The sequence below is a fragment of the Streptosporangium sp. G11 genome, assembly GCF_051192615.1.
Classification (GTDB): Bacteria; Actinomycetota; Actinomycetes; order Streptosporangiales; family Streptosporangiaceae; genus Streptosporangium.
The window spans coordinates 20,400-38,976 of the sequence record NZ_JBPJUQ010000074.1 but is presented as its reverse complement, the minus strand read 5'-3'; the positions used below and the strand labels follow the sequence as shown (position 1 = coordinate 38,976).

The 18,577-nt window shown below is 70.1% G+C and carries 10 protein-coding genes; 7 read left to right on the top strand and 3 right to left on the bottom strand.

The genetic code is table 11. The features are described from left to right. The coding region (locus tag ACSDR0_RS40430) for a galactose-binding domain-containing protein (protein ID WP_435294246.1) at positions 1-1,227 on the top strand (1,227 nt) is incomplete at its 5' end. A 92-nt stretch (positions 1,228-1,319) separates the two neighbouring features. Here the strand turns inward: ACSDR0_RS40430 and ACSDR0_RS40425 are convergent. Then, positions 1,320-2,852 (bottom strand): long-chain-fatty-acid--CoA ligase, encoded by a 1,533-nt coding sequence (locus ACSDR0_RS40425; protein WP_435294245.1) that lies wholly within the window; start codon positions 2,850-2,852, stop codon positions 1,320-1,322. 170 nt (positions 2,853-3,022) lie between these two features. On the opposite strand from ACSDR0_RS40425, the gene ACSDR0_RS40420 reads away from it, so the two are divergent. After that, positions 3,023-4,585 (top strand): GMC family oxidoreductase, encoded by a 1,563-nt coding sequence (locus ACSDR0_RS40420; protein ID WP_435294244.1) that lies wholly within the window; start codon positions 3,023-3,025, stop codon positions 4,583-4,585. A gap of 476 nt (positions 4,586-5,061) precedes the next feature. Then, on the top strand, positions 5,062-6,237 hold the full coding sequence (locus tag ACSDR0_RS40415; protein ID WP_435294248.1) for a cytochrome P450: 1,176 nt from the start codon (positions 5,062-5,064) through the stop codon (positions 6,235-6,237). Positions 6,238-6,286: 49 nt separating this feature from the next. On the opposite strand, the gene ACSDR0_RS40410 is transcribed toward ACSDR0_RS40415, so the two are convergent. Further along, a complete protein-coding gene (locus ACSDR0_RS40410; RefSeq protein ID WP_435294243.1) occupies positions 6,287-8,911 on the bottom strand; it encodes a hypothetical protein in 2,625 nt (874 codons plus the stop codon). A 553-nt stretch (positions 8,912-9,464) separates the two neighbouring features. Between ACSDR0_RS40410 and leuS the strand changes: the two genes are divergently transcribed. Next, positions 9,465-11,933, top strand: coding sequence for a leucine--tRNA ligase (gene leuS / locus ACSDR0_RS40405; protein WP_435294247.1), 2,469 nt, complete (start codon positions 9,465-9,467; stop codon positions 11,931-11,933). Positions 11,934-12,401: 468 nt separating this feature from the next. Here leuS and lexA read toward each other — a convergent pair whose 3' ends face one another. Next, positions 12,402-13,112, bottom strand: coding sequence for a transcriptional repressor LexA (gene lexA, locus ACSDR0_RS40400; protein WP_343972512.1), 711 nt, complete (start codon positions 13,110-13,112; stop codon positions 12,402-12,404). 856 nt (positions 13,113-13,968) lie between these two features. Between lexA and ACSDR0_RS40395 the strand changes: the two genes are divergently transcribed. The 3 genes from ACSDR0_RS40395 to ACSDR0_RS40385 all read left to right on the top strand — a co-directional run bounded on the left by ACSDR0_RS40395 (position 13,969) and on the right by ACSDR0_RS40385 (position 17,981). Then, on the top strand, positions 13,969-14,241 hold the full coding sequence (locus tag ACSDR0_RS40395) for a LysM peptidoglycan-binding domain-containing protein (protein ID WP_435294242.1): 273 nt from the start codon (positions 13,969-13,971) through the stop codon (positions 14,239-14,241). 353 nt (positions 14,242-14,594) lie between these two features. Further along, the gene (gene nrdR, locus ACSDR0_RS40390) at positions 14,595-15,056 is read left to right on the top strand and encodes a transcriptional regulator NrdR (RefSeq protein WP_435294241.1); all 462 of its coding nucleotides are present in this window, start codon (positions 14,595-14,597) and stop codon (positions 15,054-15,056) included. 84 nt (positions 15,057-15,140) lie between these two features. Continuing rightward, the gene (locus tag ACSDR0_RS40385) at positions 15,141-17,981 is read left to right on the top strand and encodes a vitamin B12-dependent ribonucleotide reductase (RefSeq protein ID WP_435294240.1); all 2,841 of its coding nucleotides are present in this window, start codon (positions 15,141-15,143) and stop codon (positions 17,979-17,981) included. The last annotated feature ends 596 nt before the right edge of the window (positions 17,982-18,577 follow it).

Sequence of the window (18,577 nt, the reverse complement as noted above, 5' to 3'; positions counted from 1 at the left end):
TACTACCTGCGCCTGACCGGCGACGGCGGCAGGATGCTCAAGGGCCAGATCGCCCTCACCGCCACCCGCCCCACCCGACCCACGATCGGGGGCGGCGACACCACCAACCTGGCGCGGGGCAAGGCGGTGACGGCGAGCAGCCACAACATGAACTTCGTCCCGCAGAACGCGGTCGACGGCGACCCGAACACGTACTGGGAGAGCGCGAACAACGCGTTCCCGCAGTGGCTCCGGGTCGACCTGGGGGCGGCGGCGACGGTCGGCAGGGTGGTGCTGAAGCTGCCGCCTCAGGCGGCGTGGCAGGCCCGCACGCAGACGCTGTCGGTGCAGGGCAGCACGAACGGGACGTCGTTCACGACGCTCGCCGGATCGGCGGGCCACACCTTCAGCCCGGCCTCGGGCAACACGGTGACGATCGTGTTCCCCGCCGCCTCCATCCGCTACGTCCAGCTGACCTTCACCGGCAACACCGGATGGACGGCCGCGCAACTGGGCGAGCTGGAGGTGTACGGGCCCGCCGCCGGCGGCGACACGCAGCCGCCGAGCACGCCGGGCAACCTCGCCGTGACCGCGAAGACGGCCACCAGCGTGTCGCTGTCGTGGTCGGCCTCCACCGACAACGTGGGGGTGGCCGGCTACCAGGTGCTCCGCGGCGGCACCGTCGTGGCCACCGTGCAGGGCACCGCGCACACGGTGACCGGGCTGAGCCCCGCGACGGCGTACGGCTTCACCGTCACCGCCTACGACGCGGTCCCCAACGTCTCGCCCCCGTCGAACACCGTGACCGTGACCACGGACGCCGCCCCCAACGCCGACCTGGCGCGGGGCAAGGCGACGTCGGCCAGCGGCCACACGCAGAACCTCGGCTCGGCGAACGCGGTCGACGGTGACGCGAACAGCTACTGGGAGAGCCCGAACAACGCGTTCCCGCAGTGGATCCAGGTCGACCTGGGCGCCGCGGCGACGGTCGGCAGGGTGGTGCTGAAGCTGCCGCCTCAGGCGGCGTGGCAGGCCCGCACGCAGACGCTGTCGGTCCAGGGCAGCACGAACGGGACGTCGTTCACGACGCTCGCGGGATCGGCGGGCCACACCTTCGACCCGGGCTCCGGCAACACGGTGACGATCACGTTCTCCGCGACGTCCACCCGGTACGTCCGGCTGAACGTCACCGGCAACACCGGCTGGCCGGCCGCGCAGCTGTCCGGGTTCGAGGTCTACACGGCCTGACACCTCGGGACCGGGTTCCGGACGGCGCTCGCGTGCCGCCAGGAACCCGGTCCCGCCGCCGCGGCTTTCTCAGCCGGGCGGATGCGGGCTCCTCAGCGGAGCTCGCGCTTGAGAATCTTGCCGGTCGCGGTCATCGGCAGGGCGTCGCGGAACTCGATGATCCGCGGATACTTGTACGCCGCCATGTTGTCCCTGCACCAGGCGATGAGCTCGTCCTCGGTGATCGTCGCGCCGGGGGTGCGGATGACGTACGCCTTGACCTCCTCGCCGTGGGAGTCGTGGACGACCCCGACCACCGCCACGAGGGAGACGTCGGGGTGGGTGATCAGGACCTCTTCGAGCTCGCGCGGGTAGACGTTGAAGCCACCCCGGATGATCATGTCCTTGACCCGGTCGACAATGGCGTAGTAGCCGTCGGCGTCGCGGGTGGCGATGTCGCCGGTACGGAACCAGCCGTCCCTCATGACCTCGGCGGTCGCCTCGGGCCGGTTGTAGTAGCCCTTCATGATGTTGTGGCCGCGGATCGCGATCTCACCGGGCCCCTCGCCCTCGATCGTCTTCCAGTCGTTGTCGATCAGCTTCATCTCCACGCCCCAGATCGGCGTGCCGATCGTGCCGGGCTTGGTGGGTTTGCCGAGCTGGTTGAAGCTGGCCACCGGGGAGGTCTCCGACAGGCCGTACCCCTCCAGGATGCCGATCCCGAAGGTCTTCTCGAAGTCCTTGAGCACCTCGACCGGGGAGGAGGCGCCACCGGCGGCCGCGATCCTGAGAGAGGTGGGCACCTCGTCGCCGTCCGCGTGGATCTTCGTCAGCATGGCCCAGTACATGGTGGGCACGCCCGCGAACAGCGTGATGTTCTCGGCGCGCATCAGCTCCAGGGCCGGGCCCGGCTCGAAGCGCGGCAGGAGCACGATGGTCGCCTGGCGCAGGAACCCGGCGTTCATGACGACGGTCTGCCCGAAGGAGTGGAACAGCGGCAGCACCGCCAGGTAGGCGTCGCCGCCCTCGGAGCGAGGGAACATCCTGTCGGAGACCATGGCGTTGAGCAGCATGTTCTGGTGGCTGAGCTCGGCGCCCTTGGGCTGGCCCGTGGTGCCGCTGGTGTACAGGATCACCGCGGTGTCGTCGGCCGAGGTCTGCACGGTCTCGAAGTCGCCGGACACGCCGTCCAGCGCCGCCCACAGCGTCTCCCCGTGCTCGGACTCGGTGGCGAACGCGGTGGCGGGCAGGACGAAGAAGTGCTCGGCCGAGGACTCCTCGAAGCCCGTCCTTCCCCGCTCACCGAGCGGCAGCTCGGGGGTGCCCTCGAAGCAGAACAGCGCCTTGGCCTGGGAGTCCTCCAGATGGTAGGTGATCTCCCTGGACTGCAGCAGCACGTTGAGCGGCACGACCGTGGCGCCGGTCTTGAGGATCCCGTAATAGACGAAGGGAAAGTAGGGCAGGTTGGGGCAGGCCAGTGCGACCTTGTCGCCCTTACCGATCCCTCGGGAGACCAGTAGGTTGGCAACCTGGTTCGCGACGGTGTTGACCAGGGAGTACGGCAGCCGCAGATCACCGAAGACCAGTGCGGTGCGGTCGGGGGTCTCCCGGGCGCTGTCCTCCAGTGCGATCGACAGGTTGAGCATCGTGCGTCCTCCTCCGAGCAAGCTCTGACTCGCTCATACTGGCAGCCCGAGATACCGACCGGTAGGTAAAGGGGTGACAAATTGACGGTCAAACCACAGGGAGGTAAGTAGATAAGAGCGCGCTTACGGGGAGGCGAGCTGGCCGTCTGTGCGATGAAAGGTCAGTGAGCGTGGAGTACGACTACGTCATCGTGGGCGCGGGGTCGGCGGGATGCGTGCTGGCCAACCGCCTTTCCGCCGATCCCGGCACGAGGGTCGCCCTCATCGAGGCGGGCGGATCCGACCGGAAGCTCGAGGTCCGGATGCCCGCCGGCTTCTCCAAGCTGTTCAAGACCGAGCGCGACTGGAACTTCACCACCGCCAGGCAGCCCGAGCTGTCCGGCAGGGAGCTCTACTGGCCGCGCGGCCGGATGCTCGGCGGATCCTCCTCGATGAACGCCCAGATGTGGGTGCGCGGGCATCGTGCCGACTACGACGGCTGGGACGTGCCCGGCTGGTCCTACGAGGAGGTCCTTCCGTACTTCCACAGGATCGAGCGCCGCGCGGGCTCCAACCACGGTGACGTGTACGGCACGCGGGGCCCGATCCACATCTCGGAGCTGCGCTCCCCGAACCCCGCCACCGCGCTCTTCCTGCGGGCCTGCGAGGAGTTGGGCATCGCCCGCCTGGACGAGCTCAACGGGCCCTCCAACGAGGGCTGCTCACCGGCACCCGTCACCCAGCGCAGGGGCCGCCGCTGGAGCTCCGCCGACGCCTACCTCGCACCCGCGGCCAAGCGGCCCAACCTCACCGTGCTGACCTCCTCGCGCGTACGCCGGGTGCTCGTCGAGGAGGGCCGCGCGACCGGGGTGGAGTACGGCGACGGCGACGACACCGCGGTGGCGCGGGCGCGCGGGGAGGTCATCCTGTCGGCCGGGGCGATCGGCTCCCCGCACCTGCTGATGCTGTCGGGTGTCGGCCCGGCGGACGAGCTGCGGGCCGCCGGTGTCGAACCGGTCCACGAGCTGCCCGGGGTCGGCGCCAACCTCCAGGACCACCTCGCGTCGGGCATCTTCCTGCACTGTCTCAAGCCGATCACTCTCGCCGGCGCCGACTCGACCGGCAACCTGCTCCGCTTCCTGGCCACCGGCCGGGGCATGCTCACCTCCAACGTCGGCGAGGCCGTGGCGTTCATCCGCACCTCGAAGGAGGAGCCCGCCCCCGACATCGAGCTGATCTTCGCTCCCGGTTCCTTCGTCAACCACGGCCTCACCCCGCCGCCCGGCCACGGCCTGACCATCGCCTCGATCCTGCTCCGGCCGGAGAGCCGTGGCCGCCTCTCGCTGGACGGCCGGGATGTCGTGATCGACCCCGGCTACCTGACGGCGGAGGCCGACCTCAGGCGGCAGGTCGCCGGGCTGCGGAAGGCCGGGGAGCTGTTCGCCACCGAGGCGCTCCGGCCGCTCGCGGGGCCTCCGATGGACCCGTACTGGGGCCCGAGGACCGACGAGGAACTCGCCCGCTGGATCCGCGAGCGCAGCGAGACCCTCTACCACCCGGTCGGCACCTGCCGGATGGGCGACGATCCCGGATCGGTGGTGGACCCCGCCCTGAAGGTCCGGGGGATCGCCGGTCTGCGGGTGGTCGACGCCTCGGTCATGCCGGTCATCCCCCGGGGACACACCCATGCGCCCACCGTCATGATCGCCGAGAGGGCCGCCGACCTCATCGCCGCTGAGTCACTGAGTCGCTGAGTCGTGCCGTCGGGTCGCTGATGCGCTGAGACGGTCATGCGCTGAGGCACTGAGGTGGTGACGCGGTGATGCGCTAAGGCGGTGAGACGGTGATGCGCTGACGCGGTGGCCGTCGTGACGCGGTGACCGTCGTGACGCCGGACGCCGGACGCCGGACGCCGGACGCCGGACGCCGGACGCCGGACGCCGGACGCCGGACGGCCGGGCCGCCTCCCGCGTACGGACCGGCATGAGGAGACCAGCTTGACCGAGCCGCGGCCTTCCTTTCGCCGGGTTCCCGGTGGAGCATGTTCTTCAGGCCGGGCGCTTCCCGCACCTGGAGTGCTCCGGGAAAGTCGACGACCTCGTTCTGGGCTGGTTGAGCTGAGGGTCCTGTGGCAGGATCCATAAAACAGAATGCGGTTCTAGTGGAGGCTGGCGTGACGGTTTCACTCGCGGACATCGACCTGTCGGACATCTCCTTCTGGGAGCGGCCGATGGCCGAGCGGGAGGCCGCCTTCGCGGTGCTCCGCGCACAGCCGGGCCCCATCCTGTTCGCCGAGCCCGAGATCCCCTTCGCCCCGCCCGGCCCCGGCTACTACGCCCTGGTGCGGCACGCGGACATCACCGAGGCCAGCCGCCACCCCGACATCTTCTCCTCGGGCCGGGGGGCGACGTCCATCCAGGACCTCGGCCCCGACTTCGGCGAGTACTTCGGTTCGATGATCAATATGGACGACCCCCGGCACGCGAGGCTGCGCAGGATCGTCTCCCGGGCGTTCACGCCAAAGATGATCAAGCAGTTCGAGGTCGATGTCGAGGCCGCCGCCGTGCGGATCGTGGACGATCTGATCGCGAAGGGACCCGGCTGTGACTTCGTGACCGAGGTCGCCGCCAAGCTGCCCCTGAAGATCATCTGCGACATGATGGGCATCGGTCCCGAGCACTACCAGGCGGTCTTCGACGCCACGAGCATCATCCTGTCGGGCGGCGACCCCGAGTTCATCGCCGACGTCAGCCGCGCGGCCGAGCTGCTCCTCGGTGCGGGGCAGGGGCTCCAGGACCTCGTCGTCTCCCTGGCCGCCGAGGGCGGAGACAACCTCACCACCGCCCTGACCAGTGCCAACATCGACGGCGAGAAGCTGACGATGCAGGAGCTCGGCTCGTTCTTCATCCTGCTGGTGGTGGCGGGCAACGAGACCACCCGCAACGCCATCTCCCACGGCCTGCACCTGTTCACCGAGCACCCCGACCAGCGGGCACTGCTGCTCGAAGACCCCGACAGGCACCTGCCGGGCGCCGTCGAGGAGATCGTCCGCCTCGCCTCGCCCGTCGCCTGGATGCGCCGGAGCCTCACCCGCGACCACGAGATGAACGGCCACCTCTACCGCGAGGGCGACAAGGTCCTGCTGTACTACTGGGCCGCCAACCGCGACGAGAGCGTCTTCACCGACCCGCACCGCTTCGACATCCGGCGCACCGAGGGGCCGCACATCGGCTTCGGTGGCCCGGGGCCGCACTTCTGCCTCGGTGCCCACCTCGCCCGCCGCGAGATCACCGTGATGTTCCGCGAGCTGTTCACCCGCCTGCCCGAAATCCGTTCGGTTGGGGAGCCCGACCGCCTGCGTTCCAGCTTCATCAACGGCATCAAGCGCATGAAGTGCACCTTCTAGCCTTCCGCGGCTTTCAGGGACTTCCCGGCCTTCCGGAACGGCGGGGTGATCACCGGTCCAATGCGCGGATCGACTTGAAGACGGTGTTGATGTCGGGGAGCAGCTCCTTCTTGCTGTCCGGCACCGACATGTAGACGATCGCGGGCAGGTCGGCGCCGGTGCTCACCGCCGCCACGACCATGGTCGTCTTCGAGCCGCCCGAGGTGATCTCGTACGCGGCGAGCTGGCCGGGCAGGCCGTTCACCGACAACGTCTGCTGGGCGGTCTTGCGGGCGGTGTTGTCCTCGGGGAAGAACTTGTTGCGCCCGTTGGAGGCCACCGCGTTGATCACCGGTGCGAGGTTCTCCGGCGAGGTGTACTTGCTCTTCAAGCGCTGCGAGAGCGGACCCGACATCAGCTGCGCGAACTGGGTCTTGCCCGTGGAGTCCGTGCCCGCCGGGAGATACTGGCGGGTCGTGAAGCCGTAGGTGGCGGGCATGGTGGGACGCTGGTCCTGCCGCCAGGGGCCGCCGAGCTGGGCCAGGGTGATCCTCGCCTGCTGGTCGGTGAGCGTACCGGCCACCGGCGACGCCTCGCCCGTGAAGCGCGGCAGGCGGCCGATGGAGGCGGGCTTGGCCGGCTTCTTGGTCGCCGTCGCCGCGGGCTTGGGGTCGGAGGGGATCTCCTCGTCGGCGGAGGCCAGCGGCCCGGCCAGGAACGCCCAGAGCACCGCGCCGAGCAGCGCGATGATCACGGACCCGGCCAGCGCGAAGATCCAGATCGGCCGGCCCCGCTCCTCGTCCTCGTCCTCGATGGCCTGGTAGTTGTCGCCGAAGACCGTGTTCCACAGCTCCTGCTGGCGCTCCGGCGGAGGCGTCTTCGGACCGCTGATCTGGCCCGCGGTGACGAACGGCCTGTTCGGGTCGGACGGGTCGCGGCTCAGGTGCTGGCCGGGCTGGCCCGGGTGTCCAGGCTGGCCGGGGTAACCCGAATGCCCAGGCTGGCCAGGATTACCCGGATATCCAGGTTGGCCCGGGTGTCCAGGCTGGCCGGGGTGGCTCGCCTGACCCGGCTGAGGCTGGGGCTGGGGCGGCTGGGGACCGGCTCCGGGGTGAGCGGGGGCTCCCTGGGGGGAGGGGGTGGTGGAAACCTCCGCGTTCGCCGCGGCCTGGGCCCACATGGCGGGGTTGTCCGGCACGCCGTAGCTGCGTCGGTTTCCGGTGTCCGTGCCGTCGCCGGTCCCGCTCGGGGTGCCACCGCCGGAGGAACCCCCGGGGCCGGCACCGGGAGGGGGCCCCTGAGCGCTGCCGGGGGAGGTGCCCCCGAAGGGAGCGGGCTGAGCGTCGGCGCCCATCCACGAGGGGGAGAACGTCGAGGTCTGCGCCTCGGCGGGACCGGGGTTCCCCGGGGAGGCGGGAGGCCATGCGCCACCGCCCGCGGGGGGCGTGGGCGGCCAGGGGGCGTTCTCCGGCTGCGCCGAGGAGGGGGGCCAGCCGCTGTTCTCCGCCGGAGGCCGGCCGGAGGTGTCATGCCCGGGCGCGGCGGCCTGCCACGTCTCACCGGCCGCCGCACCGGAACCCTCCCGGCGCGCGTCCCCCTGCGGGCTGGTCGCCTGTGCCCAGCCGTTGTTCTGCGGGCTGGACGCCTGTGCCCAGCCATCGTTCCGGGGGGCGGAGCCCTGTGTCCAGCCGCCGGGGGGGTCTGCCGGGGCGGCGGGGGTGTGCTGGCCGTTGCCGTCCTGCGGCGAGGTGGACTGTGGCCATCCGTTGCCGGGGGAGGGGTCGGCCTGCGGGCCCGATGTCTGTGCCCAGCCGTCCTGGGAGGAGGCGGGCTGCGGCCATCCGTTGCCGGGGGAGGTCTGGTGCCGGTTGTCGGCGCCCTGCGGGTTGGACGCCTGGGACCAGCCGTCGCCCTGCGGGCCGGGCGCCTGGGGCCGGCCGTCGCCCTGCGGGTCGGACGCCTGTGCCCAGCCGTTGTTCTGCGGGCTGGTCGCCTGCGCCCAGCCGTTGGCCTGCGGGCTCTGCGTGCGGCCGTCGCCGGGTGGTGTGGTGCCGGACCAGGTGTCGTTGGAGGGCGTGGTGGCCTGTGTCCAGCCGCCGGGGGGGTCTGCCGGGGCGGCGGGGGTGTGCTGGCCGTTGCCGTCCTGCGGCGTGGTGGACTGTGGCCATCCGTTGCCCGGGGAGGTCTGGTGCCGGTTGTCGGCGCCCTGCGAAGCCTGCGCCCAGCCGTCGCCCTGCGGGTCGGACGCCTGTGCCCAGCCGTTGTTCTGCGGGCCCTGCGAAGCCTGCGCCCAGCCGTCGCCCTGCGAGCCGGACGCCTGGGACCAGCCGTCGCCCTGGGGATTGGACGCCTGCGCCCAGCCGTCGTTGCGCGGGCTGAAAGCCTCCGACCAGCTGTTCTGCGAGCCGGACGCCTGCGACCAGCCGTCGGCCTGCGGGCTCTGCGTACGGCCGTCGCCGTGGGGTGTCTGGGGCCGGCCTCCGTTGGAGGGGTCGGGCTGAGGGGCGGAGGCGCGTTGCCCCCCGCCGCCGGGTGAGGTCTGCCAGGAGGAGCCGTTGCCGCTCTGCGGCTCGTCCTGCGGGCGGGGGAGCCGAGGGCCGGTGCCGAGGGGGTCGTTCGTCCAGGAGGGCGACGGCTCGGCAGCCTCCGGCCATGCCGGAGGCAGGTGGGACTGGCTGGACTGCTCCGAGGCCATGCTTTCCTTACCTCCCGCGCGGGTGCCCGAATTAGGCGTATTGGGCATGGTCTCACGTGAGACGGGGGGGCTCGCAGGGAAACTGGAGAACGCCCCCCTGAACTGGAGTCCGGTGGGGTCGGTCGGTGGATCCTGCATGGGCAGGCCGACCTCCATCGGATCCGGGCCCTGCCCCGGCTCTACTGAATGTGCCACGGTTAAAAGAGTAAACGTGAGAGACATACGAGGTCACAACAGGCGCATAGCCATCGGGTCTCGCTTGCCCCGGCGAGTGCGGGAACCCTCATTCTGCTGACCTGGGCGAACCCTGTCTCCCGTTTGCCGCGATCGGCCCTGTTTTCCCTGGCCACGAATACGCCTTGCGGGCTGCGATAGTCTTGGTCTATGCGTGCCGCGACCCTGCTTATCGGGCCGCATCGGCTTTCCCGTCCCTGAGCGCCCTGCCGATGCGGCTGCCCTCCGCGTGAGCGGGGGGTTTTTGCATTGGGCCGGACGGGCCAGACCATCCACGCAGACATACCCCGAGGAAAATGACGTGAGCGAGCGAGCCGACATGCAGAGCGACGAGCAGCACTATGACCCGCAGGCACTGCAGGTCAAGTGGCAGCGCAGGTGGGAGGAACTGGACCCCTTCCGGGCCTCCGACGACCCCGCCGACCCGCGCGAGCGGCGCTACATGCTCGACATGTTCTCCTACCCCTCGGGCGACCTGCACATGGGGCACGCCGAGGTGTTCGCCCTGGGCGACGTCATCTCCCGTTACTGGGTCCAGCGCGGCTACAACGTGCTGCACCCCGTCGGCTGGGACTCCTTCGGCCTGCCCGCCGAGAACGCCGCGATCAAGCACAACGCGCACCCGGCGGAGTGGACCTACGCCAACATCGAGACCCAGGCCAACTCCTACAGGCGCTACGCGATCTCCTTCGACTGGTCCCGGCGCCTGCACACCAGCGACACCTCGTACTACAAGTGGACCCAGTGGCTGTTCAACCGCTTCTTCGAGCGAGGCCTGGCCTACCGCAAGGGCGGGCTGGTCAACTGGTGCCCGAACGACCAGACCGTGCTGGCCAACGAGCAGGTCAAGGACGGCAGGTGCGAGCGCTGCGGCGCCGAGGTCGTCCGCCGCGAGCTGACCCAGTGGTATTTCAAGATCACTGATTACGCCGACCGGCTGCTGGACGACATGGCCCTGCTGGAGGGCGGCTGGTCCGAGCGCGTGCTGACGATGCAGCGCAACTGGATCGGCCGATCCGAGGGCGCCGACGTCAACTTCGTGATCGAGGGCCGTGACGAGCCGGTCACCGTCTACACCACCCGTCCCGACACCCTGTACGGCGCCACCTTCTTCGTGGTCGCCCCGGACGCGCCGCTGGCCGAGGAGATCGTCACCGACGACCGGCGTGAGGCGTTCGAGGCCTACCGGGTCGAGGTGTCCAAGCTGTCCGACATCGACCGGCTGTCCACCGAGAAGGAGAAGACCGGCGTCTTCCTGGGCCGGTACGCCGTCAACCCGGTCAACGGCGAGCGCATGCCGGTCTGGGCGGCCGACTACGTGCTGTCCGACTACGGCCACGGCGCCATCATGGCCGTGCCCGCGCACGACCAGCGCGACCTGGACTTCGCCCGCGCCTTCGACCTGCCGGTACGGGTGGTCGTGCACACCGGCCTGGCCGATCCCGGCGAGACCGGCGTCGCCACCGCCGGTGACGGCGCGATGGTCAACTCCGGTCCGCTGGACGGCCTGACCAAGGTCGACGCGATCCGGAAGATCATCGGGGTGCTGAGCGAGCGGGGCACCGGCCACTCCACGGTCAACTTCCGGCTGCGCGACTGGCTGCTGTCCCGCCAGCGCTTCTGGGGCTGCCCGATCCCGATCATCCACTGCGCCGACTGCGGCGAGGTCCCCGTCCCCGACGACCAGCTGCCCGTCACCCTGCCCGACATGCGTGGCGAGGCCCTGGCGCCCAAGGGCGTCTCCCCGCTGGCCTCGGCCGAAGACTGGGTCAACGTCTCCTGTCCCAAGTGCGGCGGCCCGGCCAAGCGTGACACGGACACGATGGACACCTTCGTCGACTCCTCGTGGTACTTCCTGCGCTACGTCGACCCGGCCTACGAGGACGGCCCGTTCGACGCCGAGCGTGTCCGCAAATGGGGCCCGATCGACCAGTACATCGGCGGCGTCGAGCACGCCGTGCTGCACCTGATGTACGCCAGGTTCTTCACCAAGGTCCTGCACGACATGGGAATGATCGACTTCGTCGAGCCCTTTACCCGCCTGCTGAACCAGGGGCAGGTCATCAACCAGGGCAAGGCGATGTCCAAGTCGCTGGGCAACGGCGTCGACCTGGGCCAGCAGATCGACGCCTACGGTGTCGACGCGGTCAGGCTGACCGTCGTCTTCGCCGGACCGCCCGAGGACGACATCGACTGGTCCGACGTCTCCCCGGCGGCGTCGCAGAAGTTCCTGGCCCGCGCGTTCCGCGTCATGGCCGAGGCCGGTGCGGCCTCGGCGCCCGGCGTCGACGTCACCGCCGGAGACCTGAACCTGCGCAAGGTCGTCCACCACACCATCGACGAGGTCACCAAGCTGGTCGACTCCCACCGCTTCAACGTCGCGGTGGCCCGCATGATGGAGCTGACGAGCGCGGCCCGCAAGGCCATCGACTCCGGGCCCGGCGCCGCCGACCCGGCGGTCAGGGAGGCCGCCGAGACCCTGGCGGTCATGCTGTCCCTGGTCGCGCCGTACGCGGCGGAGGAGGGCTGGGAGCGGCTGGGACACACCGCCTCGGTCGCCACCGCGGGCTGGCCGACGGCCGACCCGGCGCTGCTGGTCCAGGAGTCGGTCACCTGTGTCGTCCAGGTCGCGGGCAAGGTCCGTGACCGGCTGGAGGTCTCCCCGGAGATCTCCGAGGCGGACCTGGAGGCACTGGCCCTGGCGTCGGAGAAGGTCCGGTCCTTCCTGTCCGGTACGCCGCGCAAGGTGATCGTCCGCGCGCCCAAGCTGGTCAACATCGTCCCGTAGGCGCCGTCCGGAGGCCGTGCGGCGCGGTCTCGGGGTCGTCGTGGTCACTCGGGGGCGCCCGCCCGGCGCTCCCGAGCGGCCACGGAGCAACCGGCGTGTCTTCGCGCTCACTTCGAGCCGGGCAGGCTCCCGCGTCAACCGGTGTGTCCTGCGCTCACGTCAACCGATGTCTCCCCACGCCCATCTCGACGGGTGGGCGCGGGCCCGCCGGCGCGGGCTCTTCTCGTGGCGCACCGTCACCTGAAAACGCCGGGTGGGTGGTGTCCCGATATCGGGACACCACCCACCCGGCGTGTCGCGCGTCCTTCGGCGTGTCGCCCGAAGGCCGGTGGCGCGTGGTTCGGAGCTCGCGTCGAGGCGGTGCGGTTCAGCGATTCGGAGCGCGCGTCGGAACGGTGCGGTTCAGTGGTTCGGAGCGCGCGCCAGAACGCGGGGAGGGCGGTTCGGAGCTCGCTCGGGACGCTCGCGTCAGAGCTTGCGGAGGACCGCGACGACCTTGCCGAGCACGGTGGCCTCGTCACCGGGGATCGGGTCGTAGTTGGGGTTGTGCGGGACCAGCCAGACGTGGCCGTCCCTGCGCTTGAAGGTCTTGACCGTGGCCTCGCCGTCGATCATCGCCGCGACCACGTCGCCGTTGTCGGCGACCGGCTGCTGGCGTACGACCACCCAGTCACCGTTGGCGATGGCGGCCTCGATCATCGAGTCACCGGTCACCTGGAGGAGGAAGAGCGTGCCCTCGCCGACAAGCTGCTTGGGCAGGGCGAAGACGTCCTCGATGCTCTCCTCGGCCAGGATGGGGCCACCGGCGGCGATCCGGCCGACGAGGGGCACGTAGGCGGCGGTCGGACGGCTGACCGGAGTCTCGTCCTCGCCGGAGTCGGGATCCACCCACAACACGGGCTCGCCGGGAAGACGGACCTCCAGGGCGCGGGGGCGGTGCGGATCACGCCGCAGATAGCCCTTGCGCTGCAACGCCGTCAGCTGGTGCGACACGCTGGAGGTGCTGGTGAGCTGCACCGCCTCGCCGATCTCCCGCATGGACGGCGGGTAGCCGCGCTGCTGCACGGAATCGCGGATCACTTCAAGGATCTTCCGCTGCCTGGGGGTGAGGCCAAGGGAGTCACGCCTTCGCACCGCCAGGTCGCTGGCGGCCGAACCGTTCTCGTTGTGCTGGCTCATACGAACTCCTCGCCTCCCGGTCTGTATTTAACGCGTCGCACACAGCGACCATACCTCGGCCGAAGATCATATTCAAACAATTGTTCGAATGTCCTCGAAATCGGCGACGCCGTGGTGTACAACATCGTACGGGAGTTCGATCGACATCGTGTTCGATTCGCCGATCTTTCTTCGACATGTGTTCGGCCAGGTCGAGGGGATGGGGGCCACCGTGAAACCGACCGCGACGACACCACGATCCAGGACCGCGCCGAGGGTCCGGGCGGCGCAGAGATCACCGGGGGCGCCGCGCCTGCGGCTCGTGCCGCCTCCGAGACCGGAGCAGGAGCCGGGCCCCGCGCCGGAGTCGGCGCGCGGGCCCGAGGCGGGGCCGGAGCCGGAGTCCGGACGGGGCTCCGTGCCGAGGCCGCGCCCCGGGCGTGAGCCGGGACGGAGGCCGGGGCAGGAGCCCGAGCGGGCGTTCGAGCGCGAGCCGGTGCGGGGGCCCGGCCGCGAGACCGGAAGAAAGGCCGTGCGCGAGCCGCGACAGGGGGCCGGCCGGGAGTCCGGGAGAAAGTCCGGGCGCGAGCCGGGGCAGGCGTTCGGGCGCGAGCCGGGGCGTGGGGCCGACCGTGGGCAGGGGCGGCCGTCCGGGCGCGAGCGGAGACGGCGGCCCGGCCGTGAGTCGGTGCCGGGGCTCGTCCGGGAGCCGGAGCCGGGGGCCGGACGCGCGTCCGGGCCGAGGCCGGCGACGGCACCGGCGGCGGACCCCCGCCGTCCCGGCGCCAGCCGATCGGGCGCCAGTCGGCCGGGGAGCGGCCGATCGGGGGCCGGCCGGCGGCCGATCCGGCTCACCCGGCGTGGCAGGATCGTGGCGGTGGCGGTGCTCGTGCTGGTCGCCCTGGGGGTGCTCTGGATCGGCGGGCGCATCGACATGGCCTCGGCGGGCGAGCGGGAGGGCCTTGAGAGTCTGCCGCGGATCACGGTGCACGCCGGCGACACGCTGTGGGAGATCGCGGACGCGTTGACGGAGGAGGCGGACGCCGGGCCGATGGTCCGTCGGATCATGGACCTCAACGGGCTGTCCGGCTCCGAGGTCCGGCCGGGGACCCGGCTCTATCTCCCCGAGGGCCTTGTCCCCCTGAGGTGAGGCCGGCCGATGGAGCGGGTGGCCGAAGGGCTCACCTGACAGGTCGCCTGGGACGATTGTGAGGGAAGTGACGCCCGGGGCGGGAGGGGCCTCGCCCGGGCGGCGACACGCCGGGATGTGACGGCTGATCAGCGACTTCACGCGGCAAGGTCGTTTCAACTTGCGTTCATGGTCGAGCGCTTCTACGGTTGGACCACAACATCTAGTGGCTGCATCGCAACCCTTCACCACAGATTGTGTTTCCATTACCGCATCTCGACTATTCGAAGATGTGTGCGCGAGCGTCTAGGCGCGCGTGCCGTGGGCAGGTGAGGTGGGTCGGCCGCTCTCGGTAGGTCAAGGAGGCGACACGCGTGCATTGTCCGTTCTGTCGCCATCTGGACACCCGAGTTATCGACAGCCGGGCCACCGAGGACGGCGGGGCCATCCGCCGCAGGCGCACGTGCTCGGAGTGCGGGCGCAGGTTCACCACGCAGGAGACCGTCCTGCTCATGGTGAGCAAGCGCAGCGGTGTGACGGAGCCGTTCTTCAGGGACAAGGTGATCGCCGGGGTGCGGCGGGCGTGCCAGGGGCGGTCCGTCAGTGAAGACTCCCTGGCGCAGCTGGGCCAGCGGGTCGAGGAGAGCATCCGGGCCACCGGATGCGCCGAGATCGCGGCCCACGAGGTCGGGCTGGCCATCCTGGGTCCACTCCGCGATCTGGACGAGGTGGCGTACCTGCGGTTCGCCTCCGTCTATCGGGGGTTCGAGACGCTGGCCGACTTCGAGGCGGAGATCGAGCAGCTCCGGGCGGAGCGCTCCACCAAGCAGGACTGATGCAGACCCCGGGCGCCGGGGGTGAGGCGGCGCGTTGGTGTGGTCCGATTCGAGGGTTCTACGGAGCCCCAGGAGGGGGAAGTCATGACGGAGACTGTCGGCGCGGTGACACGTGGGAGCAAGAGGCCGCGTAGGGGCCTGAAGATGAAGCGGATCTTCACCACGCCAGGTGTGCACCCCTATGACGAGCTGGTCTGGGAGCGCCGTGACATCGTCATGACCAACTGGCGCGACGGCTCGATCAACTTCGAGCAGCGCGGCGTCGAGTTCCCCCAGTCGTGGTCGGTCAACGCCGCCAACATCGTGACCACCAAATACTTCCGTGGCGCGGTCGGCACCCCGCAGCGGGAGTGGAGCCTCAAGCAGCTGGTCGACCGGGTGGTGGGCGTCTACACGCGTACGGCGGTCGAGCACGGTTACTTCGCCACCGACGAGGACGCCGAGATCTTCGACCACGAGCTCAAGCACGCTCTGGTCAACCAGGTCTTCAGCTTCAACTCGCCCGTCTGGTTCAACGTCGGCACCGCGTCGCCGCAGCAGGTCAGCGCCTGCTTCATTTTGGCCGTCGACGACCAGATGGAGTCGATCCTCGACTGGTACAAGGAAGAGGGCGTGATCTTCAAGGGGGGTTCGGGCTCCGGCGTCAACCTCTCCCGGATCCGTTCCTCCAAGGAGCTGCTCTCCAGCGGCGGCACCGCCAGCGGCCCGGTCTCCTTCATGCGCGGTGCCGACGCCTCCGCGGGGACCATCAAGTCCGGGGGCGCCACCCGCCGCGCCGCCAAGATGGTCGTCCTCGACGTCGACCACCCCGACATCGAGGAGTTCGTCGAGACCAAGGCGCGCGAGGAAGACAAGATCCGCGCCCTCCGCGACGCCGGGTTCGACATGGACCTGGGCGGCAAGGACATCGTCTCCGTCCAGTACCAGAACGCCAACAACTCCGTGCGCGTCTCCGACGAGTTCATGCGCGCGGTGGCGAACGGCGAGGAGTTCGGCCTGCGCGCCCGCCTCACCGGCGAGGTCATCGAGAAGATCGACGCCAGAGAGCTGTTCCGCAAGATGGGCAAGGCCGCCTGGGAGTGCGCCGACCCCGGTGTCCAGTACGACGACACGATCAACGACTGGCACACCAGCCCGGAGACGGGCCGCATCACCGCCAGCAACCCCTGCTCGGAATACCTGCACCTGGACAACTCCTCGTGCAACCTGGCGAGCATCAACCTGCTGAAGTTCCTGAAGGACGACGACACCTTCGACATCGAGAACTTCGTGAAGATCACCGAGCTGGTCATCACCGCGATGGACGTCTCCATCACCTTCGCCGACTTCCCGACCGAGAAGATCGACCAGACCACCCGCGCCTACCGCCAGCTGGGCATCGGCTACGCCAACCTCGGCGCGCTGCTCATGGCCACCGGCCACGCCTACGACTCCGACGGCGGCCGGGCGGTCGCCGGGGCCATCACCTCGCTGATGACCGGCGTCTCCTACCGCCGCAGCGCCGAGCTGGCCGCGGTCGTGGGCCCGTACGACGGCTACGCCCGCAACGCCGACGCGCACAAGCGGGTCATGCGCAAGCACAACGACGCGAACGACACCCTGCGCACGTTCGACGAGATCGACGGGGCCATCCACCGCGAGGCCTCCCGCCAGTGGATCGAGTGCCTCAGGCTCGGCGACAAGAACGGTTACCGCAACGCCCAGGCCTCGCTCCTCGCCCCGACCGGCACCATCGGCCTGATGATGGACTGCGACACCACCGGCATCGAGCCCGACCTCGCCCTGGTCAAGTTCAAGAAGCTCGTCGGCGGCGGCTCCATGCAGATCGTCAACCAGACGATCCCCCGCGCGCTGCGGCGGCTGGGCTACCAGGAGGAGCAGGTCGAGGCGATCGTCGAGTTCATCGCCGAGCACGGCCACGTCGTCGACGCCCCCGGCCTGCGGCGCGAGCACTACGAGGTGTTCGACTGCGCCATGGGCGAGCGCGCGATCGCCCCCATGGGCCACGTCCGCATGATGGCCGCGGCCCAGCCGTTCCTGTCCGGAGCCATCTCCAAGACGGTCAACCTTCCCGAGTCCGCGACGATCGAGGACATCGAGCAGGTCTACATGGAGGGCTGGAAGCTCGGCCTGAAGGCCCTGGCCGTTTACCGCGACAACTGCAAGGTCGGCCAGCCCCTCTCGGTCTCGGGCCGGAAGACCGAGGAGAAGGAGGCTCCGGCGGAGCCGGCGATCCAGGTCGTGGAGATCAGCCGCCCGACCCGGCGCCGGATGCCGAACCAGCGGCCCAGCACCACCACCCGCTTCACCGTGGGGGGCGCCAAGGGCTACATGACCGCCTCCTCCTACCCCGACGACGGCCTCGGTGAGGTCTTCCTGAAGATGTCCAAGCAGGGCTCGACCCTCGCGGGCGTCATGGACGCGTTCTCGGTGGCCATCTCCATCGGCCTGCAGTACGGGGTGCCGCTGGAGACGTACGTCGGCAAGTTCGTCAACATGCGCTTCGACCCGGCCGGCATGACCGACGACCCGGACGTCCGCATCGCCGCCTCGGTGATGGACTACATCTTCCGCCGTCTGGCCCTGGACCACCTGCCCTACGACGACCGCGCCGCCCTCGGGATCTTCTCCGCCTCCGAGCGCGCCGCCCAGCAGCGCGGTGAGGACCCGGCCTCGATCCACACCGACGAGGTCATCGCCGAGCTCGCCACCTCGGCCCCCATCGAGTCGGCCCCCGTCGAGGAGCCGCAGTCCCGCCCCGAGGCGGCACCCGCGGCGGAGGCTCCGAAGCGGGTCGGCTCCCTGGAGTCCCACCAGGGCCGCACCGCCGACGCGCCGCTCTGCATGACCTGCGGCACCAAGATGCGCCCCGCCGGCAGCTGCTACGTCTGCGAGGGCTGCGGCTCCACCAGCGGCTGCAGCTGATTCGGGGCGGGGGAGCGGCGGTGGGCACGGAAGCCGAACCCGCATAGCGCCCGCCGGCGAAGGGGGACCGGAGTCGAGCCCGGTCCCCCTTCGGTCGTTCCAGAAATCGCTGGGACCGGTTTCTTCTCGTGCACATGGACCGGGACCGGTCAGACGGGGTCTGTTCGATTCCACTCCTCGTTTCGGCTGATATGACCTCCCGTGATCAATGTGTTTGATGTCACCGGTGCCTGCCTGGTGAGATCGGCGGGTGATCGGAAAGACGCTGTGGGAACGACGGCTTCATCAGAGGGGTTCCGCTTCGGCTTCGGCTTCGGCTTCGGCTTCGGCGTTGGCGTTGGCGGTGGTGGAACGTGGACGTCAGGCAGCCACTTGTCGATGGGGTGGTTCGAGACGGCGAGGGGTTCGTGGTGGCCGGTGAGAGCGGTGTGCTCTTTCGTCTGCGGTCTGACGGGCACCTCCTGGAGCGGTCCTCATCGGTCGCCAGGGTGGCCGCGCTGCGAGACCTTGGAGCGGGGGAGATGCTCGTGCTGACCAGGGGAACCCTGAGGATGATCGCCATCGATCCATACCGGCGAGCAGATCGTCGCGCCGGG

What these genes read in the sequence shown, in the direction of transcription:
- ACSDR0_RS40425 (WP_435294245.1), bottom strand. Translation starts at nt 2,852, where the DNA reads ATGCTCAACCTGTCGATCGCACTGGAGGACAGCGCCCGGGAGACCCCC.
- ACSDR0_RS40415 (WP_435294248.1), top strand. Translation starts at nt 5,062, where the DNA reads ATGGCCGAGCGGGAGGCCGCCTTCGCGGTGCTCCGCGCACAGCCGGGC.
- lexA (WP_343972512.1), bottom strand. Translation starts at nt 13,112, where the DNA reads ATGAGCCAGCACAACGAGAACGGTTCGGCCGCCAGCGACCTGGCGGTG.
- leuS (WP_435294247.1), top strand. Translation starts at nt 9,465, where the DNA reads ATGCAGAGCGACGAGCAGCACTATGACCCGCAGGCACTGCAGGTCAAG.
- ACSDR0_RS40385 (WP_435294240.1), top strand. Translation starts at nt 15,141, where the DNA reads ATGACGGAGACTGTCGGCGCGGTGACACGTGGGAGCAAGAGGCCGCGT.
- ACSDR0_RS40410 (WP_435294243.1), bottom strand. Translation starts at nt 8,911, where the DNA reads ATGGCCTCGGAGCAGTCCAGCCAGTCCCACCTGCCTCCGGCATGGCCG.